This is a genomic window from Methylobacter psychrophilus, assembly GCF_025583945.1.
GTDB lineage: Bacteria > Pseudomonadota > Gammaproteobacteria > Methylococcales > Methylomonadaceae > Methylobacter_C > Methylobacter_C psychrophilus.
On the sequence record NZ_JAOEGU010000002.1, the window covers coordinates 100969 to 121643 of the forward strand.

Below are 20675 nucleotides of genomic sequence, written 5' to 3' on the forward strand. Positions count from 1 at the left end.
GATCCAGAAACAATAGTTGGACAGGTTATGCTCACGCGTAACGGGGTTGCACCGTTATGCGTTGATTAAAAATTGACAGTCATTAAATTAAAATGTATTGTCAAATTATGAGTAAATTAGATGAAGTTAAAGAAATTTTAAATACGTTAAGAGTGGCAATGAGTTTGACATTCGGTATGTTGATAATTGTAGTGGGTGGAATAATCAAACGATTTGATGAGAACCATGTAGATTCTATATTCTGGCTTGGCGCATTTTTTACCGTATTTTTATTAGCAGTTATTTTTTTATTGGTAATCAAGATTTCTCAAAGAACAAAAGAGATCAAGGAGTTATAGTTATGTTAATGGGTTTACTTGCAATTATTGGTATAGCGGTGTTGACGGCTGCATTGTTGTTGTTTGCCGTCTATAAGCTATCGGAAGAATAATCACGTTCGAATGAAAGATGCATAAAAACTCCACGCAGCTCGGAGGTTTGCGACTTTGTCTCATTAAGATAACTATTTATCGTGTCGCTTGGGAAGCCCTTACTTTTTGTTTTCGTGCTTTTCATGGACAATGCAACCCATTACTAATTTATAAACTTGGAAAAACATGAATCAACAAGACAGTATTAACTTGGTAGAACGTTACTATGCAGCCTTTAATGGCGGCGATATGGAGACTTTTTTAAATTTGCTGACGGACGATGTCATTCATGATATTAATCAAGGCAAACGGGAAATTGGCAAAGAAGCTTTTACCCAGTTTATGGCCTGCATGAATTTTAACTATAAAGAACAGCTGGTTGACATGGTTATTATGGCGACAGACGATGGCAAACGCGCCGCTGCTGAATTTGTGGTGTTGGGTGAGTATATTAAAACAGATGAAGGGTTGCCTGCCGCAAACGGACAGAAATATCAGTTACCTGCCGGGGCTTTTTTTGAAATCCGTGATAATAAAGTTGCCCGCATCACCAATTATTATAATCTGCAAGACTGGATTGCTCAGGTTAGTCATTAAGCAATCGTATTAACGACTTCCTATTTAAAACGGGACGAATTTACAGATAACATCCCTTGAAGGGATGGTATCTGTCTTGGCTTTAAGTTGATCGTCTAAAAAACAGACTTACTTTTTCGTTTGAAACTCTGCCATATATTTACCGTAGCCGGCAGCTTCCATTGCTGTTACCGGAATGAAGCGTAATGCCGCCGAGTTAAGGCAATATCTGAGTCCGGTGGGTTTTGGACCATCTTCAAAGACATGGCCCAGATGTGAGTCACCATAACGACTACGAACTTCAGTACGTGGCAAAATCATTAAAAAGTCCTTCTTTTTAGTAACATTGTCAGCGACCAGTGGGCGGGAAAAACTGGGCCAACCGGTACCCGAATCAAACTTGTCTTTGGATGAAAACAGCGGTTCACCGGTGACAACGTCCACATAAATACCGTCCCGTTTTTCATCCCAGTAAGTGTTTTTAAACGGCGGTTCTGTGACTTCTTCTTGAGTCACCTTGTATTGCAGGGGCGTTAACGTTTTGCGTAAAACTTCATCGGCGGGTTTATGGTAAGGCGTGCTGCTTTTTTCCGGGTCGCTTTTTGCAGGTAATTCAGCTCCCCAGGTTTTTTCCAGATATTGGTCCCGACCGGACTTAAAACGGTAGTAATTATAACGAACAGGGTTCTTTTTATAATAATCCTGATGATAGTCTTCAGCCGGATAAAAAGTCTCAAACTTTCTTATTTCAGTAATAACAGGCACGCTATAACGTCCTGAGGCATTTAATAATTGCCGCGACTGTTCGGCTTGTTGTTTTTGTTCTTCAGTGTGATAAAAAATCAACGACCGATACTGTTCGCCGCGGTCAACAAATTGTCCTGCATTGTCGGTTGGATTAATCATCCGCCAGAAGGCATCCAGCAGGGCATTATAACTAATGAGTTTGGGATCATAATAAACCTGAACGCTTTCTACATGCCCGGTAATACCTTTTGAAACATCCTCATAGCTGGGATTGACAACCTGCCCACCACTAAATCCGGAAATAACTTCTTTTACGCCCTGCAACTTTTCAAAATCTGATTCAGTGCACCAAAAGCAGCCACCGGCAAAAGTAGCAACAGATTCATTGATTGGTTTTACTGATGAGACTGTTTTTGCATAACTGTTGGGTGCCAAAAGAGCTGCAATAGTAAGCAATAATGAAAATATACTTGTTTTCATGGGATGTCCTTAAATGAATAATCCAACGACCTATAGATTCTCAGATAAATGATTTCAATATTAACGGATAACATCCCTTAAAGGGATGGTATCCATATGAGTTTGTGCGACGTAAATTGGAAATTTAATTTCTAAAAGACTACATTAAGGTATGTAACTCTTTTATTAATGCGCGTGCTCATGATTATGGTCATGAACATGTTCAGGTTCGGGTTCCGGTTCCGGTTGCAGCTCATCGGCATGATGATCTGCATCGCCGTGATCATGCTCATGACCGACTTCAGTCACGGGAACTGCTTTAACAGCAACACCGTATTGATAAACCATTAAACCGCCCAAGTCAGCGCCCAGTACCATAAGCACACACAGTAACGCTGAAAACAACAAAAACAAGCTGTTAGCCGCGCCCCGAATTAATGTGCCACTTGCCATTCGCCAAACTGATAACAACACCGCCAAAGAAAGCACTGCTATACCAAAATGTTCATGGCGCTCCATAATTTCATGGACATTGCCGCCGTGTACGACAGAATCTGCGGCAATAAAACCGGCAATTACCGTAAATGCAGCGGCGAGGGTACCCATATAAAGAAACCAACTTGCAACATTGCGCCAATGTGCTTTGTTTGCCAGCGTAGCAATGACATCCAAAACAAAAAAAGCCGATAAAAAAGCAAGCGGAAAATGTACCAGCAAGGGGTGAACATTATCCATACCGGCTATTCCCGGTAACATTGAAGAAAAAATAGCTGCGGGTTCTTGAGTGGTCAGATTCTCAACAAAAACCAGCAGGCTTGAAACGCTTTCGGCAATACCGCCACTGTGATCGGCATCACCATGAATCTGAAAAGATAAAAAGTTATTCATCGTTATCGTTATTTTTTATTTAATGGCTAAAAGGATCAATTTACTTGAAATCTGGTTAATTGCAAATAAACAGGATTAACGTCTAGGTAGTTAAGGCATATGACACTTGATAAAAATCATCTACTGTAGGGCCAGCCATGCGCGCCTTAGGTGCTTTCATCATGTCGCTTCGCATCAATCGGTAATTTATCGAAGATGGGGTGTTTGCTGATGCCATAGTGTTCCGGGTAGTAAACGGCACCCAGATACAAACCATCCGGCGGTGCGGTTATGCCGCCCAGCTTGCGACTTTTAACGTCAAGCAATTCTTGCGTCCATGCTACCGGTTGTTTTTCCGAGCCAATCGCCATTAGCACCCCGGCGATATTTCTAACCATGTGATGCAAAAAAGCATTGGCGGAAATATCGATAATAACGTTGTCACCCTGCCGATAGGCGTCAATAAAGTGCATCGCCCGAAAGGGGCTTTTGGATTGACAGCCTTGCGCCCGAAACGATGAAAAATCATGTTTGCCGATTAAGTATTGTGCGGCTTCGTGCATTTTTTCGACATCCAGCGGTGCATGACACCAGGTCACTTGCTCGCGTAATAACGCTGATTTAATAGGCCGATTGAGAATGATGTAGCGATAAAAACGGGCGATGGCGCTGTATCTGGCGTGGAAATCACCTACCGCTTCTTTAACCCAGGTGATTCTGACATCATCCGGCAGATTGCTGTTACCGCCCAGCATCCAGGCATGAAGTTCCCGGTCTATGGTAACGTCAAAATGCACCACTTGCTCAAGCGCATGCACCCCGGAGTCGGTTCTTCCTGCACATTGCACGATAACCGGATGATTGGCAACTCTTGATAATGCCTGTTCAACAACTTGTTGAACACTGCGTTGATTGTTTTGCCTCTGCCAGCCCGAAAAATTGCTGCCATCGTATTCAATCCCTAAAACCAAGCGCGTTTTATTCATGAATATAAACCTTAACCCCTGCAGTCACCCGATTAAACAAATCCAGCATATCGGCATTATTCATACGAATACAACCATGCGACTCAGGCTTGCCGGTTATTAACTCATCAGGACAACCGTGGATATAAATGTAACGCCACGTACTGTCAACTTTACCATAACGGTTTTTGCCCGGTTCCAAGCCGCCTAACCATAAAATACGGGTTAACATCCAGTCGCGCTGCGGATATTGCTTGCCCAGATCGGTAGTATAAATTTCACCGGTGGCACGTCTGCCGATAAATACCGCATTTAATGGCTGACCAGCACCAATTTTAGCCCGGATTGTATGCCAGCCTGTTGGCGTGCATTCACTGCCCATTAATTCGCCGCTGCCATTTTTGGCGGTGGAAACGGGGTAACACCGCACGCTGTTGCCATTCGCATAAATTATCAATTGCTGACTGGCGATATTAATATCCAGATAATCCTGTACCTTAATTGCCTCATTATTTTTCATTGATCACCCAAACTTCATTCCCATCAGAACACATAGACTTAAGCCATGCATCATAAAGCAATATGAGTTAAAAAGTTAGCGGGGTAGGGTGCGTAGTGCGTATATTTGGAGTTTAATATGGGCAAGCTTACCGTTTATATTATACTCGACGTGATTTAGTGGTTTATCTACTGCTGTCAGGCGGCGATAAATCAACTTAAAAAAGTGATATCAAGCATGCTATAGCTATAGCTCTTACCTTACCAAAGGATTAATACGATGACTAATTTTACTTACCTCGATGCAGCTGATTATCTTGACAATGAAGAAACCATTGTGGCCTATCTGACAGAGGCGCTTGAAGATCTCGACCTCGATATATTTATTGTTGACGTGAAGACTGTAGTCCGTGCACTTGGTATGACACAGCTGGCTAAAGATAGAGGTCTAAAGTGGACGGCCTATGTCCAACTCGTAAGGCATAATCCATAGGGCGCAATAGCGTAGCGTATTGCGCCGCATGAATAAATCATAAGGCCATGCGCCCTACGGATATTGATTTTAACTCCGGCGAAAGCAGTTAAGGGTTATGTTAATGAGCGAAAATCATGCGGCGCAATACACTCCGTTATTGCGCCCTACACAATAATAGCTACGTTTATTTTTCAAACAAGGCTATCGATTCAACATGTCCGGTTTGCGGAAACATATCCATCACGCCGGCTTTAACCAGTTTATAACCCAGTTCATTAACCAGGATTCCGGCATCGCGGGCGAGGGTTGACGGGTTGCAGGACACATAAATAATCTGCTCGGGTTGCCATTTTTTAAAATGTTGTAAAACATCGGCGGCTCCTGCTCTGGAAGGATCCATCATGATTTTAGTAAACTTTTGCTTGGCCCACGGCTGATCGTCAAGATCTTTGCTTAAATCGGCGGCATAAAATTCGGCATTGGTAATGCCGTTATGACGGGCATTTTCTTTGGCATGATTAACCAACGGTTGATCGCCTTCTACACCAACAACCTTGCCGGCAAATTTTGCCAGCGGTAAAGTAAAATTACCCAAGCCGCAAAACAAATCCAGTACGGTATCGTCTTTAGTCAGCTTTAAGGTTTCCAACACCCGGTTAATCATTTGCCGGTTAATTTCGTAATTAACCTGGGTAAACATGGCGGGCCTGAATTTAAACTCCAGATCCAGATCGGGCAGGGCATAAGTGGGTATCACTTCCGGTTCGCCATCCAGAGGCACAATGGTATCGGGGCCTTTCGGTTGCAGGCAGAGACTTAAATTATGCTCATGGCCAAAAGCCCGCATCCGTTCCTTATCGGCATCGGTTGGCGGTTCCAGAACCCGAAAAGACAATACGCATTGCTCATCACCAATCGCTACTTCTATCTGTGGAATTTTATCCCTGATAGTTAATTCAGCGATCATTTCTCCCAAGGCTACCATTTTGGTACCGACCATCGGATGCATAACAATACAGTTATCAATTTCGGCTAAATAGGGATGTCGTCTTTCCCTGAAACCAACCAGGGCCCGATTTTTTTTTGCGACGTATTTAACGCCCATACGTGCTTTTCGGCGATAACCCCAATGCGGGCCTTTTAAGGGTTCCCACAGTTCAGGTAAATCAACTTTGCCGATGCGTTTAAATTGCTCTGCCAGTAACTCTTGCTTGATTCTGATTTGTGCTGACGATTCGACATGCTGAAAGCTGCAACCGCCACAGACGCCATAATGTGGACACAAAGCATCAACCCTATCGGCAGCGCGACTTAACAGTTTAACAACTTTACCTTCGGCATAATCCTTACGGCTATCGGTATAGACAAACTCGACTTCTTCTCCCGGCAGAGCCTCATCAATAAATATCACTTTGCCATCAACATGACCAACGCCACGACCGTCATGAGCCAGGGATTCTATGGTGATTTTAATCGGCGTTTCCGAGAAGGTTTTCTTTCTTAATCGTTTCCTAGCCATGCTTATTTCTGCTTCCAAGTTCCAGAGGATTGATACCACCAGCCAGCTTGAGCATTACTCACCCAGCTGGCGGCAAAAGTTGATTTAATTTGTGTAGCCCAATCAGGATGGCCGTTTGCATTGGCAATCGCCTGATACAGGTTTTGCCGATCAGCATTTTCTGCAGCGATCAGTGTATTAAGCTGATTTCTGTCTTTAAGCGGAACGCTCGCAGCATCTCTGACGGCTAAAAAACCGTCGGCCTGAATGCCAATAAGCCCCGCCGCATAAAAATTTTGCAGGGTGGCAAAACGGGTTGCCATGGTTGCCCGTAGTTGCCTGATTTGGGGGCTGTCAATGCTTAAGTCAGCACCGTCTGCCTGTGCCGGAGAAACCACCACATTAATGGCAGAATCCAGCAATTTATAAGCCGCTATTTCCCAATTCGTTAAACCGGCCTTGGGCTTTAGTTCTTGTTTGGGTGGTGTAATACTCTGAATATCCTTGATGATTTCATCGGCTGCTTTTTCAGCCGCAGCGGCAGGAAAGTAAATATTAATGGTGACACAGGCGGTCAATAATAACGCCCCCAATACTGATAGCTTTCTCATAATACTCTCCAAATTATTTTACGATGACTTCATCTGTTGTCGAAATGCGTTTTAATCGTTCCATTAGTACAGTCCAGTCCAGTCGGGGATTATAGCCGATTACATCGAGTCGCGGCAGACCGCCGCCGGTGATAATGGCATAACCCTCAGGGACGGCTTTTACACCCATCATCTGGCATACTCCATCATGCAGATAGCAACCCAGGCCTATTTTGTCATAGCCAAAGGTTTCAAAGATATTTAAAAAACTTCTTGATAGTATATCTGATGCGCCACCACCGCCAATGCTGGCGATATTTTTTACCGCTTTTTGGCTGATTCTATGCCGGGAATCATCATCATCGGGGGTTCCCAGCCACGCGTAAAAACTGACCGGATGCCAGTTTTCCAGAGACAATTGCCGGACAAATCCTGATAACTTACCGGTAATGCCGCCAAAATCAAACTTGCCGGTCAACTGATCCAGATCCAGATTATTAATTTCAAGATCACTATAAAAGCTGGGGAAATCAGTAAATAATCCTGATGAGGCCAGTTTGGTCACTTTAATCTCACCGTCAAAAACATTGATGAGTAATTCCCCATCCAAATTAAGCGTTTTATTGCGGTACTCAACCTTTGGAATATTGCCACTGATCGTGCCGGATAACGGTGTCCAGTTAAATGCTTTCGACCACTGTTCTAAAGAAACATTGGTTAAGCTACCGGCAAAGGAAATTTCCGGCTCATCCTGTTTTTTTGCTTGCCAGTCCAATTGATTAATAGCGATTACGCCACCCAAAAAAGGCAGACGGGGTTTTTTAAGCAAGGTAAAACTGTTGGCACGGGTCAGAAATACAAGATCGGAACGGCCGATAGGTAAGGCATGTAGTTGTAGTTGCTGCCAGGTAAACGTGGATGGTTGCTTAAAGGTATCATTAATCGACCAGTTAATGGTGCCAAAGCCACCCTCAACTTTGAAGCGTTCGGCAGGGTCGTTAACTGCCAATTTATTAACAATGGCTGTCAAGGTGGTTAATGAATCCTGAGCAATGGACATATCGGCGTTTAAGGTACCTGCCAAAGTAATACCCGCTAATGGGGTTTGTTCAAAAAATGGCTTTAAATAAATAGCCGATAACTTTTGCAGATCATCGCTATGTAACGATAACCCGGCTTGCTCAAGTTTAATGCCTTTGCCATAGTCAACGATTGCACGACCGTTTATTGCCAACGTATTTGCCTGTTGATAATTGGCGTAGATTATATTCACTCGGGTTTTGTTGGAACTCCAGTTGCCTTGTGCAGCAAAAATTAGGGGTTGTTGGTTTGCTTCCAGATAAAGCGGTTCAACATATAAAGCGCCACCAGTAAAGCGGGTCTGGCTTTGCCATTGCCACAAGCCCTGATGGTTTTGCGCTTTTAGTTTTGTCTGTAAAGATAATGCTTCAGTAGCAAACTTGCCCTCTTTTGTTTGTACGGTCATGCCGTTTATTTCGCTGGTTAAACTGAAATAATCTATAAGTGAGTGATGACCGGATGCGCTTAACTGTAAATTAACGCGGCCACTTTTTAAGGTAAACGGCACAGGTTTAAATAGTTTTTGCAGTAACTCGGCGTCGACCCCTTTGGCATTAATCCGAATCTTCCATTGGCTGTCTTGCTCTTCAGCGTTAACGGATATGCTGCCACCGGCCAGTTGCAAACGGGTTAATGTTAAGGTGCTGTGTTTGTCTTTGATATGAAAAGAAAAGTTGGCTGTTGGCGATTGCCATTGCTTTGAAATTAATTTTGCGCGGCCTTTTGTACACAATAACTCGTTAGCTTGCCAGCTAAAAGCAGAGCATTGGATATTGACCAGATTCAGATCATCAAACGGTTTTGGCAAACGTAATTGTTTAATTGTTACGGTTAGTTTTTGTGGGTTTTTACTCAGGTCAGTTAAAGCAACATGAATACCCTGTAATTTCCAGCTACCAGCTTCCATGCTACCAATAGTAAAGGAGGTATTATCTAGTGCCGCTGCTGTGGCACTGAATAAGAAAAGAACAACAGCCAGGATGAACCTCAGCATTAGGGTAAGAACCGGTAGCGCTTAAAAAGCCGGGAGTGGGTCGCTGTGATAATCACGACTAAAGCGATGCCGGTCGGGGATTGTAACCCCGACCGAAACGTTTGAAGATTTCAATAGCTTCCAAAACGTGAGTGACGGAGTTGCAAACTCCGTCATGCTTCAGAATATTGATAATTATGCTTGAACCCCAAACAACATTAAGCAGGAAAAATACCTGTCGATAAATACCGGTCACCCCGGTCGCAGATAATCACTACAATGATTGCATTTTCAACTTCTTGAGATAATTTTAATGCAGCTGCAACGGCACCACCCGATGATACGCCCGCAAAAATACCTTCTTCAGCCGCTAAAGCACGGGTATGGTTTTCTGCAGTTTGCTGATCAATATCAATAATCCGGTCAACCCGATCTGCCTGATAAATTTTTGGTAAATAAGCTTTGGGCCAGCGCCGAATGCCGGGAATTTTAGAATCACCTTCCGGCTGTACGCCGATAATTTGAATCGCCGGATTTTGTTCCTTAAGATATTTTGAGGTGCCCATAATGGTACCGGTAGTGCCCATCGAGCTGACAAAATGAGTGACTTTTCCCTGAGTGTCCTGCCAAATTTCAGGGCCGGTACTTTCATAATGAGCCAATGGGTTATCGGGATTGCCAAACTGATCCAAAATCCGGCCTTTGCCTGCCGCTTCCATTGCTCTTGCCAAATCAATGGCCGCTTCCATGCTGCCTGCTGCCGGTGTCAGAATAATTTCAGCACCGTAAGCTTTCATTGAGGCCTTACGCTCGTCGCTCATATTATCAGGCATAATCAAGGTCATTTTATAACCTTTGATAGCGGCAACCATCGCCAGGGCAATGCCGGTATTACCGCTGGTCGCCTCAATCAGACAGTCGCCGGGTTTAATCTCGCCCCTGGCTTCGGCATGTTTGATCATGCTCAGTGCCGGTAGATCTTTGACTGAACCTGCCGGATTATTGCCTTCCAGTTTGGCCAGAATGGTATTGCTGGTATTGCCCGGCAAACGTTGCAGTCTGGCTAAAGGCGCATTGCGGACAAAAGATTCTATGGTGGGAAAAGTCATGGCGGTTTATTTCTGTTTGTAATGAATAGTTTAAATTATCCCATAAAAACGAAAAACCGACATAACTCGAACAACAGTTTGAAATAAAGTAGTGGGTAGTTGGTGACTAATCAAGCCTAAAAAAGTAGATGAATAAGTGATTGGTATAAATTTTTTTAAGTATTTTCTTTACGTAAGTCTTAATGTTACAGTGGTTGATTGTTATTTATACAGCAGGTATACAGCAAAGCCTGCGATAACCTGGCAGGCAGTGTTATTATAAAAAACTAACTGCCAGATTGATTTTTACGCACCGAAAGTTCGGTTCATCGCAGAAAATGATTACTATAAAAGTAAATCACACATTTGCCGACAGACTTTATCTAATTCGTTGATGCAGGATTTACGCCTGTAATATAAACCAATCAGTATTAATGTCATGCCGATTGCTATCCAGGTATTTACCTCCACAACATAAGTAATAAAGTTTTCAAAATAGGCCGGAGTTACATATCGCAAAAAATCTGCTGGCAATTTTAGCGGTCTGTTATTAGCTGCGCTACAAAAATCAGGTGGCGTCTCGGCGACTAAGGTTCCTGCATTTTGCGTATAAGCGAAAAACGGATTGGCAATAAAGGCTTTTATATCGATATTTTTTTCGTTGGCTTGGATGATTTGGATATGATTAATTTCGCAAGCATTTAATTTGGTAACAGATTCGGGCGGCTTAACCCAAAAAATTCCGCAAACAATGATAATAGCCATCGTCAGTTCGACAAAGACTTGATACAGAATTTTTCTTGCCGTGATTATTTTTTTCATCTGGGGTTCCAGCTCTTCCCATTTTGGCTTGTTTTTATTTTCTGGTTTCTGTTGATTTTCCAAGGCATCGACTTGAAATAAGGATGTTGGTTGCTTCGGATTAATATCATCGATTACTTTAAAATGAGATGGAATGCCGTCGGGTGCATAGCCGTCACTTAACTCTTTGATTTTATTATAAGCACTAATGTGAATAGTGATAGGACCTTGCAGTTTGCTGTTTTGGTTTTTTTCATTTTTGCAGAGTTCCATCAGATTGCGAGGACCGTAGCGATAGTAAAGTGCGATGCCATCTCGTGAGTCGTATAGTTTGTCATAGATGTTCGCACCGTCTTTAATTGCCGTGATGAGTTCAGGATGGAATTGAAGTCCATGAATTTCTGCTTTGGACAGCATCCACAGCAAGGCAACATCCGATAATCCGGTTCGGGGATAGCCACCACCGACGTTGGAATGAACGCCGGCAAACCAGACTTGCTCGACATGCCCATTGAAGTGCGTTTCATCCCAAACTAAGGGGTGAAAAGTTTGTCGTTCATCATCAATCGATAGGGCATGATAGGCGTTTTCTATGGAATTATTCAGTTCATAATCATAAAAGTGATGGGCAAAGTAAGGGATTATATTGGCTATTTTTTCAGCAGTCTCATCAAGTACCCAGCCAATCCCTTGCCAAATATAACTAAAATCCTCCGGAAACCCTAACGCTGAAACTGTGTCCCACACGCCAACGAATTTAATTTTAAGATCCCCGCTAGGGGCATGAACGTCATGATTAACTGCATAGGTGTCTTTAAATTTTTGAGCGAGCTGAGGATTTTTCTTGATTTTTCTATAACAATCAAATGCCTCGTTCACTTTATCTTGAAATTTGTCACTGTCAAAAGCGCCATCGGTTTGTACGGATGGATGTTTTTTATTAAGCAAGCCGCAAGCATTAATAAAACCAGCGAAGGCTCGGACAGTGGCAGCGCCCCGGCTAAAACCAAACAAAAAAATGGAATCTCCCGGATCATAACTTCTGGTTAAAAAATGGTAAAGATGCAATACATTGTCACGAAAGCCAAAACCAAAGGCTCCAGATAGCGCCGTCCGGTATCTATTTTTACTGGTATCGCTTTTATCGGTGCCGACCCCCTGGTCATAAAACGTATATTGATCAACGTTAAAAACATTAACAGCCTTGTAAGTCTTATAAACATTGGTATCTTCACCATAACCGCCTTTATTTCCTGTGCCATCTGAACATAACACGATATTTTTCATTTTTATTCTCCCATTAATTACTCATGGATACTTATACGTATATACGATTCGGATTGTATAGGGTGTCATGTTTTTAAATTTAAACCACCCGTGGAGCATAAAATCTAGCTGCTCATATTCTTTTCAATGTTGGCTATGTATTTGTCAATAAAATGGTGTTCGATAAAAGACGGGATCATATCCCGCTTTTGTTCAAAGCTGCCTTTGATTCTTTCCATGAATTTAAACCAAAAACCGACGTCGTCATGTAAAATTCCGGACTTATCAAAAAATCGAATGCTACCGCCTTCTTGATATTGATTGAGCCGATCCGGAACACGCGGTACGATGTCGTTATCGTTGACAAAACAGAAATAGCGGGGTTTGATCGCCTCATCCAGGGATTTTACGAATGTGCGGTTTCCAACCCTTGGTTGTCCGAATACGTATAAGCCGTTGATTGATTTATAGATATTTTTATCGATATCCAGAGTCAGACGTGCCGCCGCCAGTACCGCAAGAGCACCGCCAAGGCTATGGCCGGTAATCCATAAAGGCTGTCCGTATTGTTGGACTCTTTCAAGTATTGTGGTGATTTGGCTCCAAACGGAGTTCAGGGCGTGATCAAAGCCTTTATGAACGAGGCCATACGAGGTGTCCTGAAAGTCAATGCCGGCATTGGTGAGCCAGTCTTTAAATTTTTCGGTGCCGCGAAAAGCGATGACGATAGCACTGCCGTTATGGGCAATAAAAAGTTGGGTGTCGGTACTGGCCTCGTTAATAAATTCAGTGTTAAAGCCTTGTTCGAGGAGTTTGTTGTAAATTTCCTCTTCCGATTGGTATGCCAGTTTGGAGGCGAATGCCAAAGCATAAGCGTTTTTTAGGGAGAATTGGGTGCTGTTAGGTTCAGTGCTTAAATTAATCATGAGTTTTCTCCATTGGTTAACTAACTAAAGGGTCATTCAAAATTCTGCTTACTGCGTTGCCTTTACAAATTTCTTAAACGTCACCGACTCATCCAGTAAACGCTTGGCAACATTTCGTAGTTCATTTATCTGTGACTCGGGCAAAGAAAATGAGGTGGCCATATTGAAAAACTTATTGCGTTCGGCAGCGTTGGACAACAGGTCAAAACCGATGTAAACAAAATCAAGCTGTGGAATTTTTGGGGCCGGGGTGCTTAAAACTGCGGAGGGACAATGTTGTTGCAATTGCTTTTGGCAGGCCAAAAAGGTATTTTTATCTTTTTCTAACTCAGTGAATGTTTTACGCAGGATCTCCGTCGTTTCGAAAGAAAAATTATCCATAGGCACATTGGCAACGATCTTTAAAACGTCAATTACACTTGGGGCAACCGCCGTGGTGTCGTAATTTAAATCGGGTTGATTTTTTGCATCGACAGTGATGATCAGCAACTTTTTAATGACACCGGCACTCATTTTTACAGGAATATTTAACTCTGTGTCGTTGGAAACCAAGGCTTGCAAGAGGCCGCGCAGACCCAGATTATCGGCGATTCCACCGTCCAACAAATGAATAAATGGCCGCTGTTTGCTATCCTGATAGGTTTTAAATAATGTGGCATTTTTATAGCGACTGGGATTGATGAGCAGGTCTTTTTCCGCTGCTGCAATCCAGCCGGGTTGTTGTTGGTTGTAGCCGCAAGAACCGCCGTAATTGTCCAGAGTCATGGGTGGAAAAGCTATCGGAAAATCAGACGAAGCAGCAACGGCGCGTGCCAAAGCAACACCGCCAAGATCCGCACATATCGGGTCAAATTGAGCTTGTTCAAAAGTGAAGCGTGAGCCCAGACTCATATCGGTGGCGTTAACCATTAAATACGGTTTTGTTTTACGCTTAACCAAATCGGAATATTGGGTGCCTTTAAATATTTCCGTGTCGTAGAAATCGGTCGCCATATCGATACGGCTGTAATAAGGTGAAGCCAGACGAAACCAGTTTGTAGGATAAAACAATTGGGTAAACAGTTCGCCCTCAATGTCACGGTAGAGAAAATCCCGTTGAAATCCGGCTTCGTTTTTGTCCTTAAAGATGCCATCGCCGAAAGCCGTATAATACCCGGCAGTAAAGCTACCACCGGAAACCGAAGAAATAATATCTACCTCACTGAGCAGGTTGCTACGCTTGCCTTCCCAGATAATCGCTGTATTGCGCAATTTTTCCAAAACGCCATAAGACAAAGCTGCAGCTCGCGTGCCACCACCCGAAAAGGTCAGAATGACAAACAGGCTTTCGCTGTTTTTTTGATCGCTGAGATTGTCATAGCGATAACCTTTATCAAGATTATAGTGATCCAGTTTGGGGGTAGGCGGATAACTGGCACAACCCTGCAATCCTAATGTCAATCCGGTTAAAAATAATAGTGGCAAGATACGCATAAAATTATCCTAATAAAATTTAACGTTATAGGAGCTAAGCACTGTCGTTTGTTCAATAACAGCATCCACTTTTTCCGGATTATAATTTTGCATACCGGCCAGTGTAAAACAATGATGGCCTTTTTCGATAAGCAACGTTTGGTTGGTTTGCCCCAGCTTTTTTCCGTCCGCCAGTACTGTCCTGTCTTCTTTAAAGCTAACAAAAACGTATTCCATGAGTGACTCCTTAAAGGTGATGATTATCTGTAAAATCGTCGAGCACATAAAATGACGGTTGCCCATCTTTATCTATCAGGATTTCTAATTGGATATTTATAAGGCTAATTTGATATGGCTCCAATCCAACAGGGTTAAACCCGTTGGGTACTGAGTGTTTGTAAATCACATCTTGGCTTTTTTAGCTTTCTCCACTAACGAATCTAAAGTATCCGGCACCAGTCGTTCTGCAAATCCCGCCATAAAGGCCCATACCAACATCAAAGCATTGCTTTTTTCAAATTCTACGCACATAAATAACGCCCGGATGCCTATGGATTCGTCACATACCCCGGAATCAGTATGCAATACCAATATGGGGAGCAAGTTGCCTAACATCCCTAATAAAGTAAAAGTGCCGGATACCGCCAATAGATAAAAAATCATCGCAAAGATTGCGCCGCTGAAAATTAACGACAAAATATACCAAAGTGACATGCTTAACTTAATATCCATCGCATCAAGTACATTATCGGTAAAGCTTGATGGTGCGCCGCTGGCCTTTTCAGTTCTTTGCAGCAAGCTCATGCAGGAGCCAATCATGCCTGAAAAAATAGTGAGTATTACCAGTGTAAAATGTTGCGGTTTTAAATCTTCCTCAGAAAAATTATAGTGATATAAAACAAGCAGAGATGTAGCCATTAGCAATAAAACCGAAAACAACACGCCCAGAATGTTTCCTTTAACCTTATAAATGCTTTCTAATCGGAGTAGTTTGTAATAACCAAGCCGTTGTGTTTGCCGGGTAAGGCTAATGGTATCGCCGAGAATAGCGTCTTTCAGCCTTATAAAATCAACAGGCAACTGTTTGTTATTCGGGTCGGCTTCCACTTTGGGTGCTTGCTGACTAAACTCTGTGGCAATCAGTATCTTAATTTTTTCTTCAGTCAATTCATCAGCAAGGCTGGACACATAAGTGCGATACACGTCGTCGCCGACCTGTGAGTGAAATTTTTTCCTGACGGCCCATAACCTGGCCACTAAATCAGCTGGCTTTAACTTATTTATTATCAATAACTCAATAGACCATAGCGTGCTGAGTGATCCAACTTGGAAACCCTGGGAAAAAGATTCTAAAGAAACACAGACCTGATCGAGTATTTCTTCCCGATCCATTTTATTTAAAAAAAGTAAATCTGCATGAATTACGGCACCGAGCTTGTCGACTAAATCTCGTTTACCATTTGAACTGCTAATTGGTGAAGAAAAAATAGCATCAATGGGTTTTAAAAAATTATGAGCCATTTACCAATACCTCACTTAATGAAAAATCAGAAGACAAGTGGCTTGTAAGATTAAGATAACTTTACGATATGCTGCACGCGGTTACAGATACGGCAAATATAATCAGTCCCTTATAAATAAGCTGTTAAGAGTATTTTAAAAGCCGTAAATTTAACCCTGTGAAGTAGCAGTGTTGTATTTTAAAAAAATATTTCCTGTCGAAGAATCTACTGTTCTATTTCAACTTCTGGGATCACCTGGTAAATAAGAGCCTGTGACCTGCTTGTAAGCGGTTGACGTTTTCTCGCCCGGAATTCCATCAATTTTGACAAAAACCCCTGGAAAGCCATTAAGCCAACGCTGCAAGTCTTCGGCTTGTTTAAAAACAGTTGGGTTACTGGATTTAGTTGTTGCATAGCTAACAACCAGAGGTGAGCTCTCAGCAGTTGGCTTCGGCTGATCGGGAAATTCGATTTGATGCAATTCTGCCAAACGCCTTAACAGCACAGCCGCACCGCATTGTTTGGAAGTAGCAGTATCAGACCACCTACCGTCGGCAACATATTTACCGCTGTTGTAATGATTGGAAAAAGACCATAAATACGGAGTCAGTACATGCGTGTGATAAAGTCTGTAGCCCCAGCCGTTGTATCCTTCAAGTTGATACAACAGACCGGACAGGCTCCAATCGGTTTTGGTCCCCAGTCCCCGCATCGCCAGAGCATCGGCCGCGCTTTCTTCCCAACTGAATGGTGGCTTACCTTTTTTTGGACGATCAGCAGGTACTTGAACAGTACGGGCAGTCAAAGGATCACCGTTGTGCAAATGTGCGTTAAAATTCTGGTTGGCTTCCATGTTATGAATCACCGCTATAAAAAACCACGGAATACCCAATTGGTTGCCTACATTCTGATAGCGTGTCGTATTGCCGATCAGTTGATCGTCAATTTTTTCAACGATAGGCAGGTTTTTGGGTGAAATAATACATGAATTGAATAGTTTTTCGTATTCTGCTTTTAATGCGGAAGTAAATGCTACTTTTGCCATTAATGTTCTCCTTCATTTTGTCCTGCAAGTAGTAAACAGCTTGGTTTATAAAACGATGCTGATGGGGGTTTGTAAGCCTCGTTATACTTAACGCACTGAAAGTCTTGTTAAAAATGGTTAAATTCGATAAGAAAACAGCAAGTAACCTGTTGTAACTTTTTTTGGTTTAAAAGAATAACCCTCTTTTTAGCGTGACCATAACCTGCTCTCGCTATAGATCTAATTATAAAGTTTCTATTTAGTTACCATTTTTTGAATCATCAACCTCCACTTATTCCTCTACTCGGCATAACCCCCTAAACTTAAAATTATTTTTCGTAATCGAATAATTTATATCTAGTCTACGGACTACGCTGTTGTAAGTTGTTAGCAAGTTGTTATTTTTTTGTTTATTCACCTATTATTATTCTAAATAATGAAAGGAGGACTTTCCTGTGGAGCAGCAAAATACCTATTTATTTGGGCAATTTCGTCTGGATACGTTTACACAGCTTTTGTGTAATGAAGAATCGTCTGTCAAGCTAGCGCCAAAGGTCTATCGTTTACTCTTGTATTTTTTACTGCATAAAGGACGACTTATCCCCCATGAAGAATTATTTGATGCGGTGTGGGAGGGTCGGATTGTTGACGATTCAGCATTACGACTTGCGGTGAATTCGCTACGCAATGCTTTACAGGATGCAAGTAAATCACCAAATTATATTGCAACCGTTAGCAAACGGGGTTATCGCTTTATGGCAGAGGTTAGTGTCAAAGATCATTATCTTTTTGCTAAAACCAATTTAACCAATTCTCTGTGTTATCGACCCAAAGCCGAATTATTTCCGGCATGGTTTGAATGCACTAATGAATTAACTTGTCTGCAAGAAGCCTTTCAGCAAGCGTCAACCGGACAAAGACAACTGGTTTTTTTAACTGGCGAGCAGGGCATAGGTAAAACAGCCTTACTCGATATCTTTCTTGCCAATGTTAATTCTTCCAGGTTGTCAGTTCTCCGTGCCCGTTGCGTACAGATGAAAGGTGTCACCGAACCTTTTCTGCCGTTGCTGGAAGCGCTTGAGCGCCGTTGTCGAGAGCCTTATGGGAATTTGCTTATTGAGCAACTGAGTAATTTAGCTCCAACCTGGCTTTATCAAATGCTGACTGTATTGAACCCGGATGAGCGTGCCATGCTCCAGACGAAAATATCACCAGGCAATAGCGGTTGCATACTACGTGAAGGCGCTCATTTTTTTGAAACGTTGAGTGGTCGTTCTACCTTGATATTGGTTCTGGATAATTCTCACTGGAGTGATGAGTTTACCCTGGATTTATTAAACTTCCTGATGTTTAGGTGTTCAGCAGCGAAATTATTAATCATTGTCAGTTACCGATCTTCTGATAATGGATCAGGTATGCAGCGAATTGCAGAGATGCGGGCAGAGTTATTTTCTCGTGGGTTATGTCAGGAACTGTCCATGCTAAAGCGCCAAAATTGATGTCAACATTATGGGCTTGACCAGCATGGCTATTAACTTAAGCCGGGATAGATAATAACTATTAATCGCTTGAAGGGAGGGTATCGGTAAAATCGCCTATAGGGTATTATTGCCATTCTGGATTTCTTGATTAACTGACCTTTGAAATACAACTGAGTACCCATGAACACTGACGATATTACTAAAGTAAAAAACTACCTGCTTAACTTACAAGATCAAATCTGCCTGGCATTAGAAAAAGAAGAGCCTGAGACGCGGTTTGTAGAAGATATCTGGGATCGGGCAGAAGGCGGTGGCGGTAGAAGTCGCGTACTTGAAAATGGCCAGGTGTTCGAACAGGGCGGCGTTAACTTTTCTTATGTGCGCGGTATTAGTTTGCCTGCTTCAGCAACCGCGAAGCGTCCTGAGCTGGCTAATCGTCAGTTTCATGCCATGGGTGTATCACTGGTTATCCACCCCAAAAATCCTTATGTGCCAACGTCACACGCCAATGTGCGGTTTTTAATCGCGGAAAAACCGGGTTCGCCAGCTATTTGGTGGTTTGGTGGTGGTTTTGATTTGACGCCGTTTTATCCCTTTAAAGAAGATGTTATTCACTGGCATACAACCGCACGGACAGCCTGCCAGCCCTTTGGCAATGATATTTATCCTACCTACAAACAATGGTGCGATGAGTATTTTTTCCTTCCGCATAGAGATGAAACCCGTGGTGTTGGCGGTTTGTTTTTTGATGATTTAAATGAATGGGAATTTTCCAAGTGTTTTGCTTTTATGCAAAGCGTGGGCGACCATTTTGTTGACGCTTATTTACCGATTGTACAGAAACGAAAAAATACGCCATACGGTGATCGGGAACGTGATTTTCAGTTGTACCGCCGAGGCCGGTATGTTGAATTTAATCTGGTTTATGATCGCGGTACCTTGTTTGGCTTACAATCGGGCGGACGTACTGAATCAATTTTGATGTCTTTACCGCCCTTGGTACGTTGGAAATACAATTGGCAACCTGAGCCAGGCAGCCCGGAAGCTATACTTTATGAAAGTTATTTAAAGCCTCAAAACTGGTTGGATATCTGAAGATTAAACGTTGCTGTTATTGGCAACTAAACAGTTACATGGTAAGGAAAAGTTGAATGCAGGGAACGTTAAAAAAAATGTACACCCGATTGGAAAATCCGGTTCAATACGACTTGCCTTTAGGTGATCAGAGTATCGCCTTAAATCCGTTGATCGGTAAGCTGATTAAATTAACGTATACAGGCCATATCTCTTGTGTACATTGCAGCCGATCGATTAAAAAAAGCTACAATCAGGGCTATTGCTATCCCTGTTTTATTTCATTGGCACAATGTGATATGTGTATTATGAAGCCGGAAACCTGTCATTATGAGGCAGGTACCTGCAGGGAACCTGCCTGGGGTGACGCGTTCTGCTTTAAGCCGCATATTGTTTATCTCGCTAATTCCAGTGGAATTAAAGTTGGTATTACTCGTCAAACACAACTTCCGACACGTTGGATAGATCAAGGTGCCGTGCAGGCCTTGCCAATATTCAAAGTACAATCCCGGTACATGGCCGGATTGATTGAGATCACCATTGCAAAACATGTCAGCGATAAAACCAGTTGGCAGCAAATGCTTAAAAATAATGTAGAGCCAGTCGATTTGGCTGTAAAACGTGATGAATTGGTACTTAAATGTCAAACGGAGTTGGTGGAAGTTAATCAGCGTTTTGGTCAACAGGCTATTGAATTTTTATCCGAAGAGCCTAATGTGGATATACATTTTCCGGTAGATACTTATCCGTTAAAAATCAAATCATTTAACTTTGACAAGAATCCTGAAGTATCTGGTATTCTGCATGGAGTTAAAGGACAGTATCTGTTACTGGATACGGGAGTTATTAATATCCGTAAGTATGCAGGTTACGAGGTAGAATTTTCGCTGTAAGGCTTTATATAAATCCGGGTTTTGCAAAAT

20 protein-coding genes are annotated in these 20675 nt (G+C 42.5%); 6 read left to right on the top strand and 14 right to left on the bottom strand.

The features are described 5' to 3' along the window. Positions 1–107 precede the first annotated feature (107 nt). Both N7974_RS01545 and N7974_RS01550 read left to right on the top strand, forming a co-directional pair. Entirely contained in the window at positions 108–338 is a 231-nt protein-coding gene (locus N7974_RS01545; RefSeq protein ID WP_243221467.1) for a hypothetical protein, read from the top strand. 258 nt (positions 339–596) lie between these two features. Continuing rightward, on the top strand, positions 597–1007 hold the full coding sequence (locus tag N7974_RS01550; RefSeq protein ID WP_243221468.1) for a ketosteroid isomerase-related protein: 411 nt from the start codon (positions 597–599) through the stop codon (positions 1005–1007). Positions 1008–1115: 108 nt separating this feature from the next. On the opposite strand, the gene msrA is transcribed toward N7974_RS01550, so the two are convergent. From msrA to N7974_RS01575, 4 genes are all read right to left on the bottom strand, one after another. After that, on the bottom strand, positions 1116–2213 hold the full coding sequence (gene msrA / locus N7974_RS20715; protein ID WP_394813012.1) for a peptide-methionine (S)-S-oxide reductase MsrA: 1098 nt from the start codon (positions 2211–2213) through the stop codon (positions 1116–1118). A 165-nt stretch (positions 2214–2378) separates the two neighbouring features. Continuing rightward, positions 2379–3080: a DUF2231 domain-containing protein gene (locus N7974_RS01565; protein ID WP_262963948.1), complete on the bottom strand. Its 702-nt coding sequence runs from the start codon at positions 3078–3080 to the stop codon at positions 2379–2381. Positions 3081–3226: 146 nt separating this feature from the next. Further along, entirely contained in the window at positions 3227–4045 is an 819-nt protein-coding gene (truA, locus tag N7974_RS01570) for a tRNA pseudouridine(38-40) synthase TruA (protein WP_262963949.1), read from the bottom strand. Next, positions 4038–4544 carry a L,D-transpeptidase gene (locus N7974_RS01575; protein ID WP_262963950.1) on the bottom strand — a complete coding sequence of 169 codons (507 nt, stop codon included), beginning with the start codon at positions 4542–4544 and terminating at the stop codon, positions 4038–4040. Before N7974_RS01575 ends, truA begins: the two co-directional genes overlap by 8 nt. A gap of 258 nt (positions 4545–4802) precedes the next feature. Between N7974_RS01575 and N7974_RS01580 the strand changes: the two genes are divergently transcribed. Continuing rightward, entirely contained in the window at positions 4803–5015 is a 213-nt protein-coding gene (locus tag N7974_RS01580) for a helix-turn-helix domain-containing transcriptional regulator (protein ID WP_262963951.1), read from the top strand. 166 nt (positions 5016–5181) lie between these two features. Here the strand turns inward: N7974_RS01580 and rlmD are convergent, their stop codons facing one another. The 10 genes from rlmD to N7974_RS01630 form a co-directional block, all read right to left on the bottom strand. After that, positions 5182–6516 carry a 23S rRNA (uracil(1939)-C(5))-methyltransferase RlmD gene (gene rlmD, locus N7974_RS01585; protein ID WP_262963952.1) on the bottom strand — a complete coding sequence of 445 codons (1335 nt, stop codon included), beginning with the start codon at positions 6514–6516 and terminating at the stop codon, positions 5182–5184. Positions 6517–6518: 2 nt separating this feature from the next. Continuing rightward, complete coding sequence (locus N7974_RS01590; protein WP_262963953.1) at positions 6519–7106, bottom strand: YdbL family protein; 588 nt, start codon at positions 7104–7106, stop codon at positions 6519–6521. 13 nt (positions 7107–7119) lie between these two features. After that, the gene (locus tag N7974_RS01595) at positions 7120–9159 is read right to left on the bottom strand and encodes a C4-dicarboxylate ABC transporter (RefSeq protein ID WP_262963954.1); all 2040 of its coding nucleotides are present in this window, start codon (positions 9157–9159) and stop codon (positions 7120–7122) included. Between the two features lie 197 nt (positions 9160–9356). Continuing rightward, positions 9357–10247, bottom strand: coding sequence for a cysteine synthase CysM (cysM, locus tag N7974_RS01600; RefSeq protein ID WP_243221485.1), 891 nt, complete (start codon positions 10245–10247; stop codon positions 9357–9359). Positions 10248–10571: 324 nt separating this feature from the next. Continuing rightward, positions 10572–12314 carry a DUF2235 domain-containing protein gene (locus tag N7974_RS01605; RefSeq protein ID WP_262963955.1) on the bottom strand — a complete coding sequence of 581 codons (1743 nt, stop codon included), beginning with the start codon at positions 12312–12314 and terminating at the stop codon, positions 10572–10574. Between the two features lie 104 nt (positions 12315–12418). Continuing rightward, positions 12419–13219, bottom strand: a complete 801-nt coding sequence (locus N7974_RS01610) for a lipase family protein (RefSeq protein ID WP_262963956.1) — start codon at positions 13217–13219, stop codon at positions 12419–12421. Positions 13220–13267: 48 nt separating this feature from the next. Continuing rightward, the gene (locus N7974_RS01615) at positions 13268–14692 is read right to left on the bottom strand and encodes a patatin-like phospholipase family protein (RefSeq protein ID WP_262963957.1); all 1425 of its coding nucleotides are present in this window, start codon (positions 14690–14692) and stop codon (positions 13268–13270) included. Positions 14693–14701: 9 nt separating this feature from the next. Next, positions 14702–14908, bottom strand: a complete 207-nt coding sequence (locus N7974_RS01620; protein ID WP_262963958.1) for a hypothetical protein — start codon at positions 14906–14908, stop codon at positions 14702–14704. 165 nt (positions 14909–15073) lie between these two features. Then, positions 15074–16192 (bottom strand): hypothetical protein, encoded by a 1119-nt coding sequence (locus N7974_RS01625; protein ID WP_262963959.1) that lies wholly within the window; start codon positions 16190–16192, stop codon positions 15074–15076. A 219-nt stretch (positions 16193–16411) separates the two neighbouring features. Continuing rightward, on the bottom strand, positions 16412–17218 hold the full coding sequence (locus N7974_RS01630; protein WP_262963960.1) for a hypothetical protein: 807 nt from the start codon (positions 17216–17218) through the stop codon (positions 16412–16414). 434 nt (positions 17219–17652) lie between these two features. Between N7974_RS01630 and N7974_RS01635 the strand changes: the two genes are divergently transcribed. The 3 genes from N7974_RS01635 to N7974_RS01645 all read left to right on the top strand — a co-directional run bounded on the left by N7974_RS01635 (position 17653) and on the right by N7974_RS01645 (position 20645). Next, a complete protein-coding gene (locus N7974_RS01635; protein ID WP_262963961.1) occupies positions 17653–18696 on the top strand; it encodes a winged helix-turn-helix domain-containing protein in 1044 nt (347 codons plus the stop codon). A gap of 162 nt (positions 18697–18858) precedes the next feature. Further along, positions 18859–19773: an oxygen-dependent coproporphyrinogen oxidase gene (gene hemF, locus N7974_RS01640; protein WP_262963962.1), complete on the top strand. Its 915-nt coding sequence runs from the start codon at positions 18859–18861 to the stop codon at positions 19771–19773. Between the two features lie 56 nt (positions 19774–19829). After that, on the top strand, positions 19830–20645 hold the full coding sequence (locus N7974_RS01645) for a DUF2797 domain-containing protein (RefSeq protein WP_262963963.1): 816 nt from the start codon (positions 19830–19832) through the stop codon (positions 20643–20645). Positions 20646–20675: the final 30 nt, after the last annotated feature.

Bases quoted from the DNA above. Each gene is read 5' to 3' on its own strand.
- N7974_RS01545 (WP_243221467.1), top strand. From the start codon at position 108: ATGAGTAAATTAGATGAAGTTAAAGAAATTTTAAATACGTTAAGAGTG.
- N7974_RS01550 (WP_243221468.1), top strand. From the start codon at position 597: ATGAATCAACAAGACAGTATTAACTTGGTAGAACGTTACTATGCAGCC.
- msrA (WP_394813012.1), bottom strand. From the start codon at position 2,213: ATGAAAACAAGTATATTTTCATTATTGCTTACTATTGCAGCTCTTTTG.
- N7974_RS01565 (WP_262963948.1), bottom strand. From the start codon at position 3,080: ATGAATAACTTTTTATCTTTTCAGATTCATGGTGATGCCGATCACAGT.
- truA (WP_262963949.1), bottom strand. From the start codon at position 4,045: ATGAATAAAACGCGCTTGGTTTTAGGGATTGAATACGATGGCAGCAAT.
- N7974_RS01575 (WP_262963950.1), bottom strand. From the start codon at position 4,544: ATGAAAAATAATGAGGCAATTAAGGTACAGGATTATCTGGATATTAAT.
- N7974_RS01580 (WP_262963951.1), top strand. From the start codon at position 4,803: ATGACTAATTTTACTTACCTCGATGCAGCTGATTATCTTGACAATGAA.
- rlmD (WP_262963952.1), bottom strand. From the start codon at position 6,516: ATGGCTAGGAAACGATTAAGAAAGAAAACCTTCTCGGAAACGCCGATT.
- N7974_RS01590 (WP_262963953.1), bottom strand. From the start codon at position 7,106: ATGAGAAAGCTATCAGTATTGGGGGCGTTATTATTGACCGCCTGTGTC.
- N7974_RS01595 (WP_262963954.1), bottom strand. From the start codon at position 9,159: ATGCTGAGGTTCATCCTGGCTGTTGTTCTTTTCTTATTCAGTGCCACA.
- cysM (WP_243221485.1), bottom strand. From the start codon at position 10,247: ATGACTTTTCCCACCATAGAATCTTTTGTCCGCAATGCGCCTTTAGCC.
- N7974_RS01605 (WP_262963955.1), bottom strand. From the start codon at position 12,314: ATGAAAAATATCGTGTTATGTTCAGATGGCACAGGAAATAAAGGCGGT.
- N7974_RS01610 (WP_262963956.1), bottom strand. From the start codon at position 13,219: ATGATTAATTTAAGCACTGAACCTAACAGCACCCAATTCTCCCTAAAA.
- N7974_RS01615 (WP_262963957.1), bottom strand. From the start codon at position 14,692: ATGCGTATCTTGCCACTATTATTTTTAACCGGATTGACATTAGGATTG.
- N7974_RS01620 (WP_262963958.1), bottom strand. From the start codon at position 14,908: ATGGAATACGTTTTTGTTAGCTTTAAAGAAGACAGGACAGTACTGGCG.
- N7974_RS01625 (WP_262963959.1), bottom strand. From the start codon at position 16,192: ATGGCTCATAATTTTTTAAAACCCATTGATGCTATTTTTTCTTCACCA.
- N7974_RS01630 (WP_262963960.1), bottom strand. From the start codon at position 17,218: ATGGCAAAAGTAGCATTTACTTCCGCATTAAAAGCAGAATACGAAAAA.
- hemF (WP_262963962.1), top strand. From the start codon at position 18,859: ATGAACACTGACGATATTACTAAAGTAAAAAACTACCTGCTTAACTTA.
- N7974_RS01645 (WP_262963963.1), top strand. From the start codon at position 19,830: ATGCAGGGAACGTTAAAAAAAATGTACACCCGATTGGAAAATCCGGTT.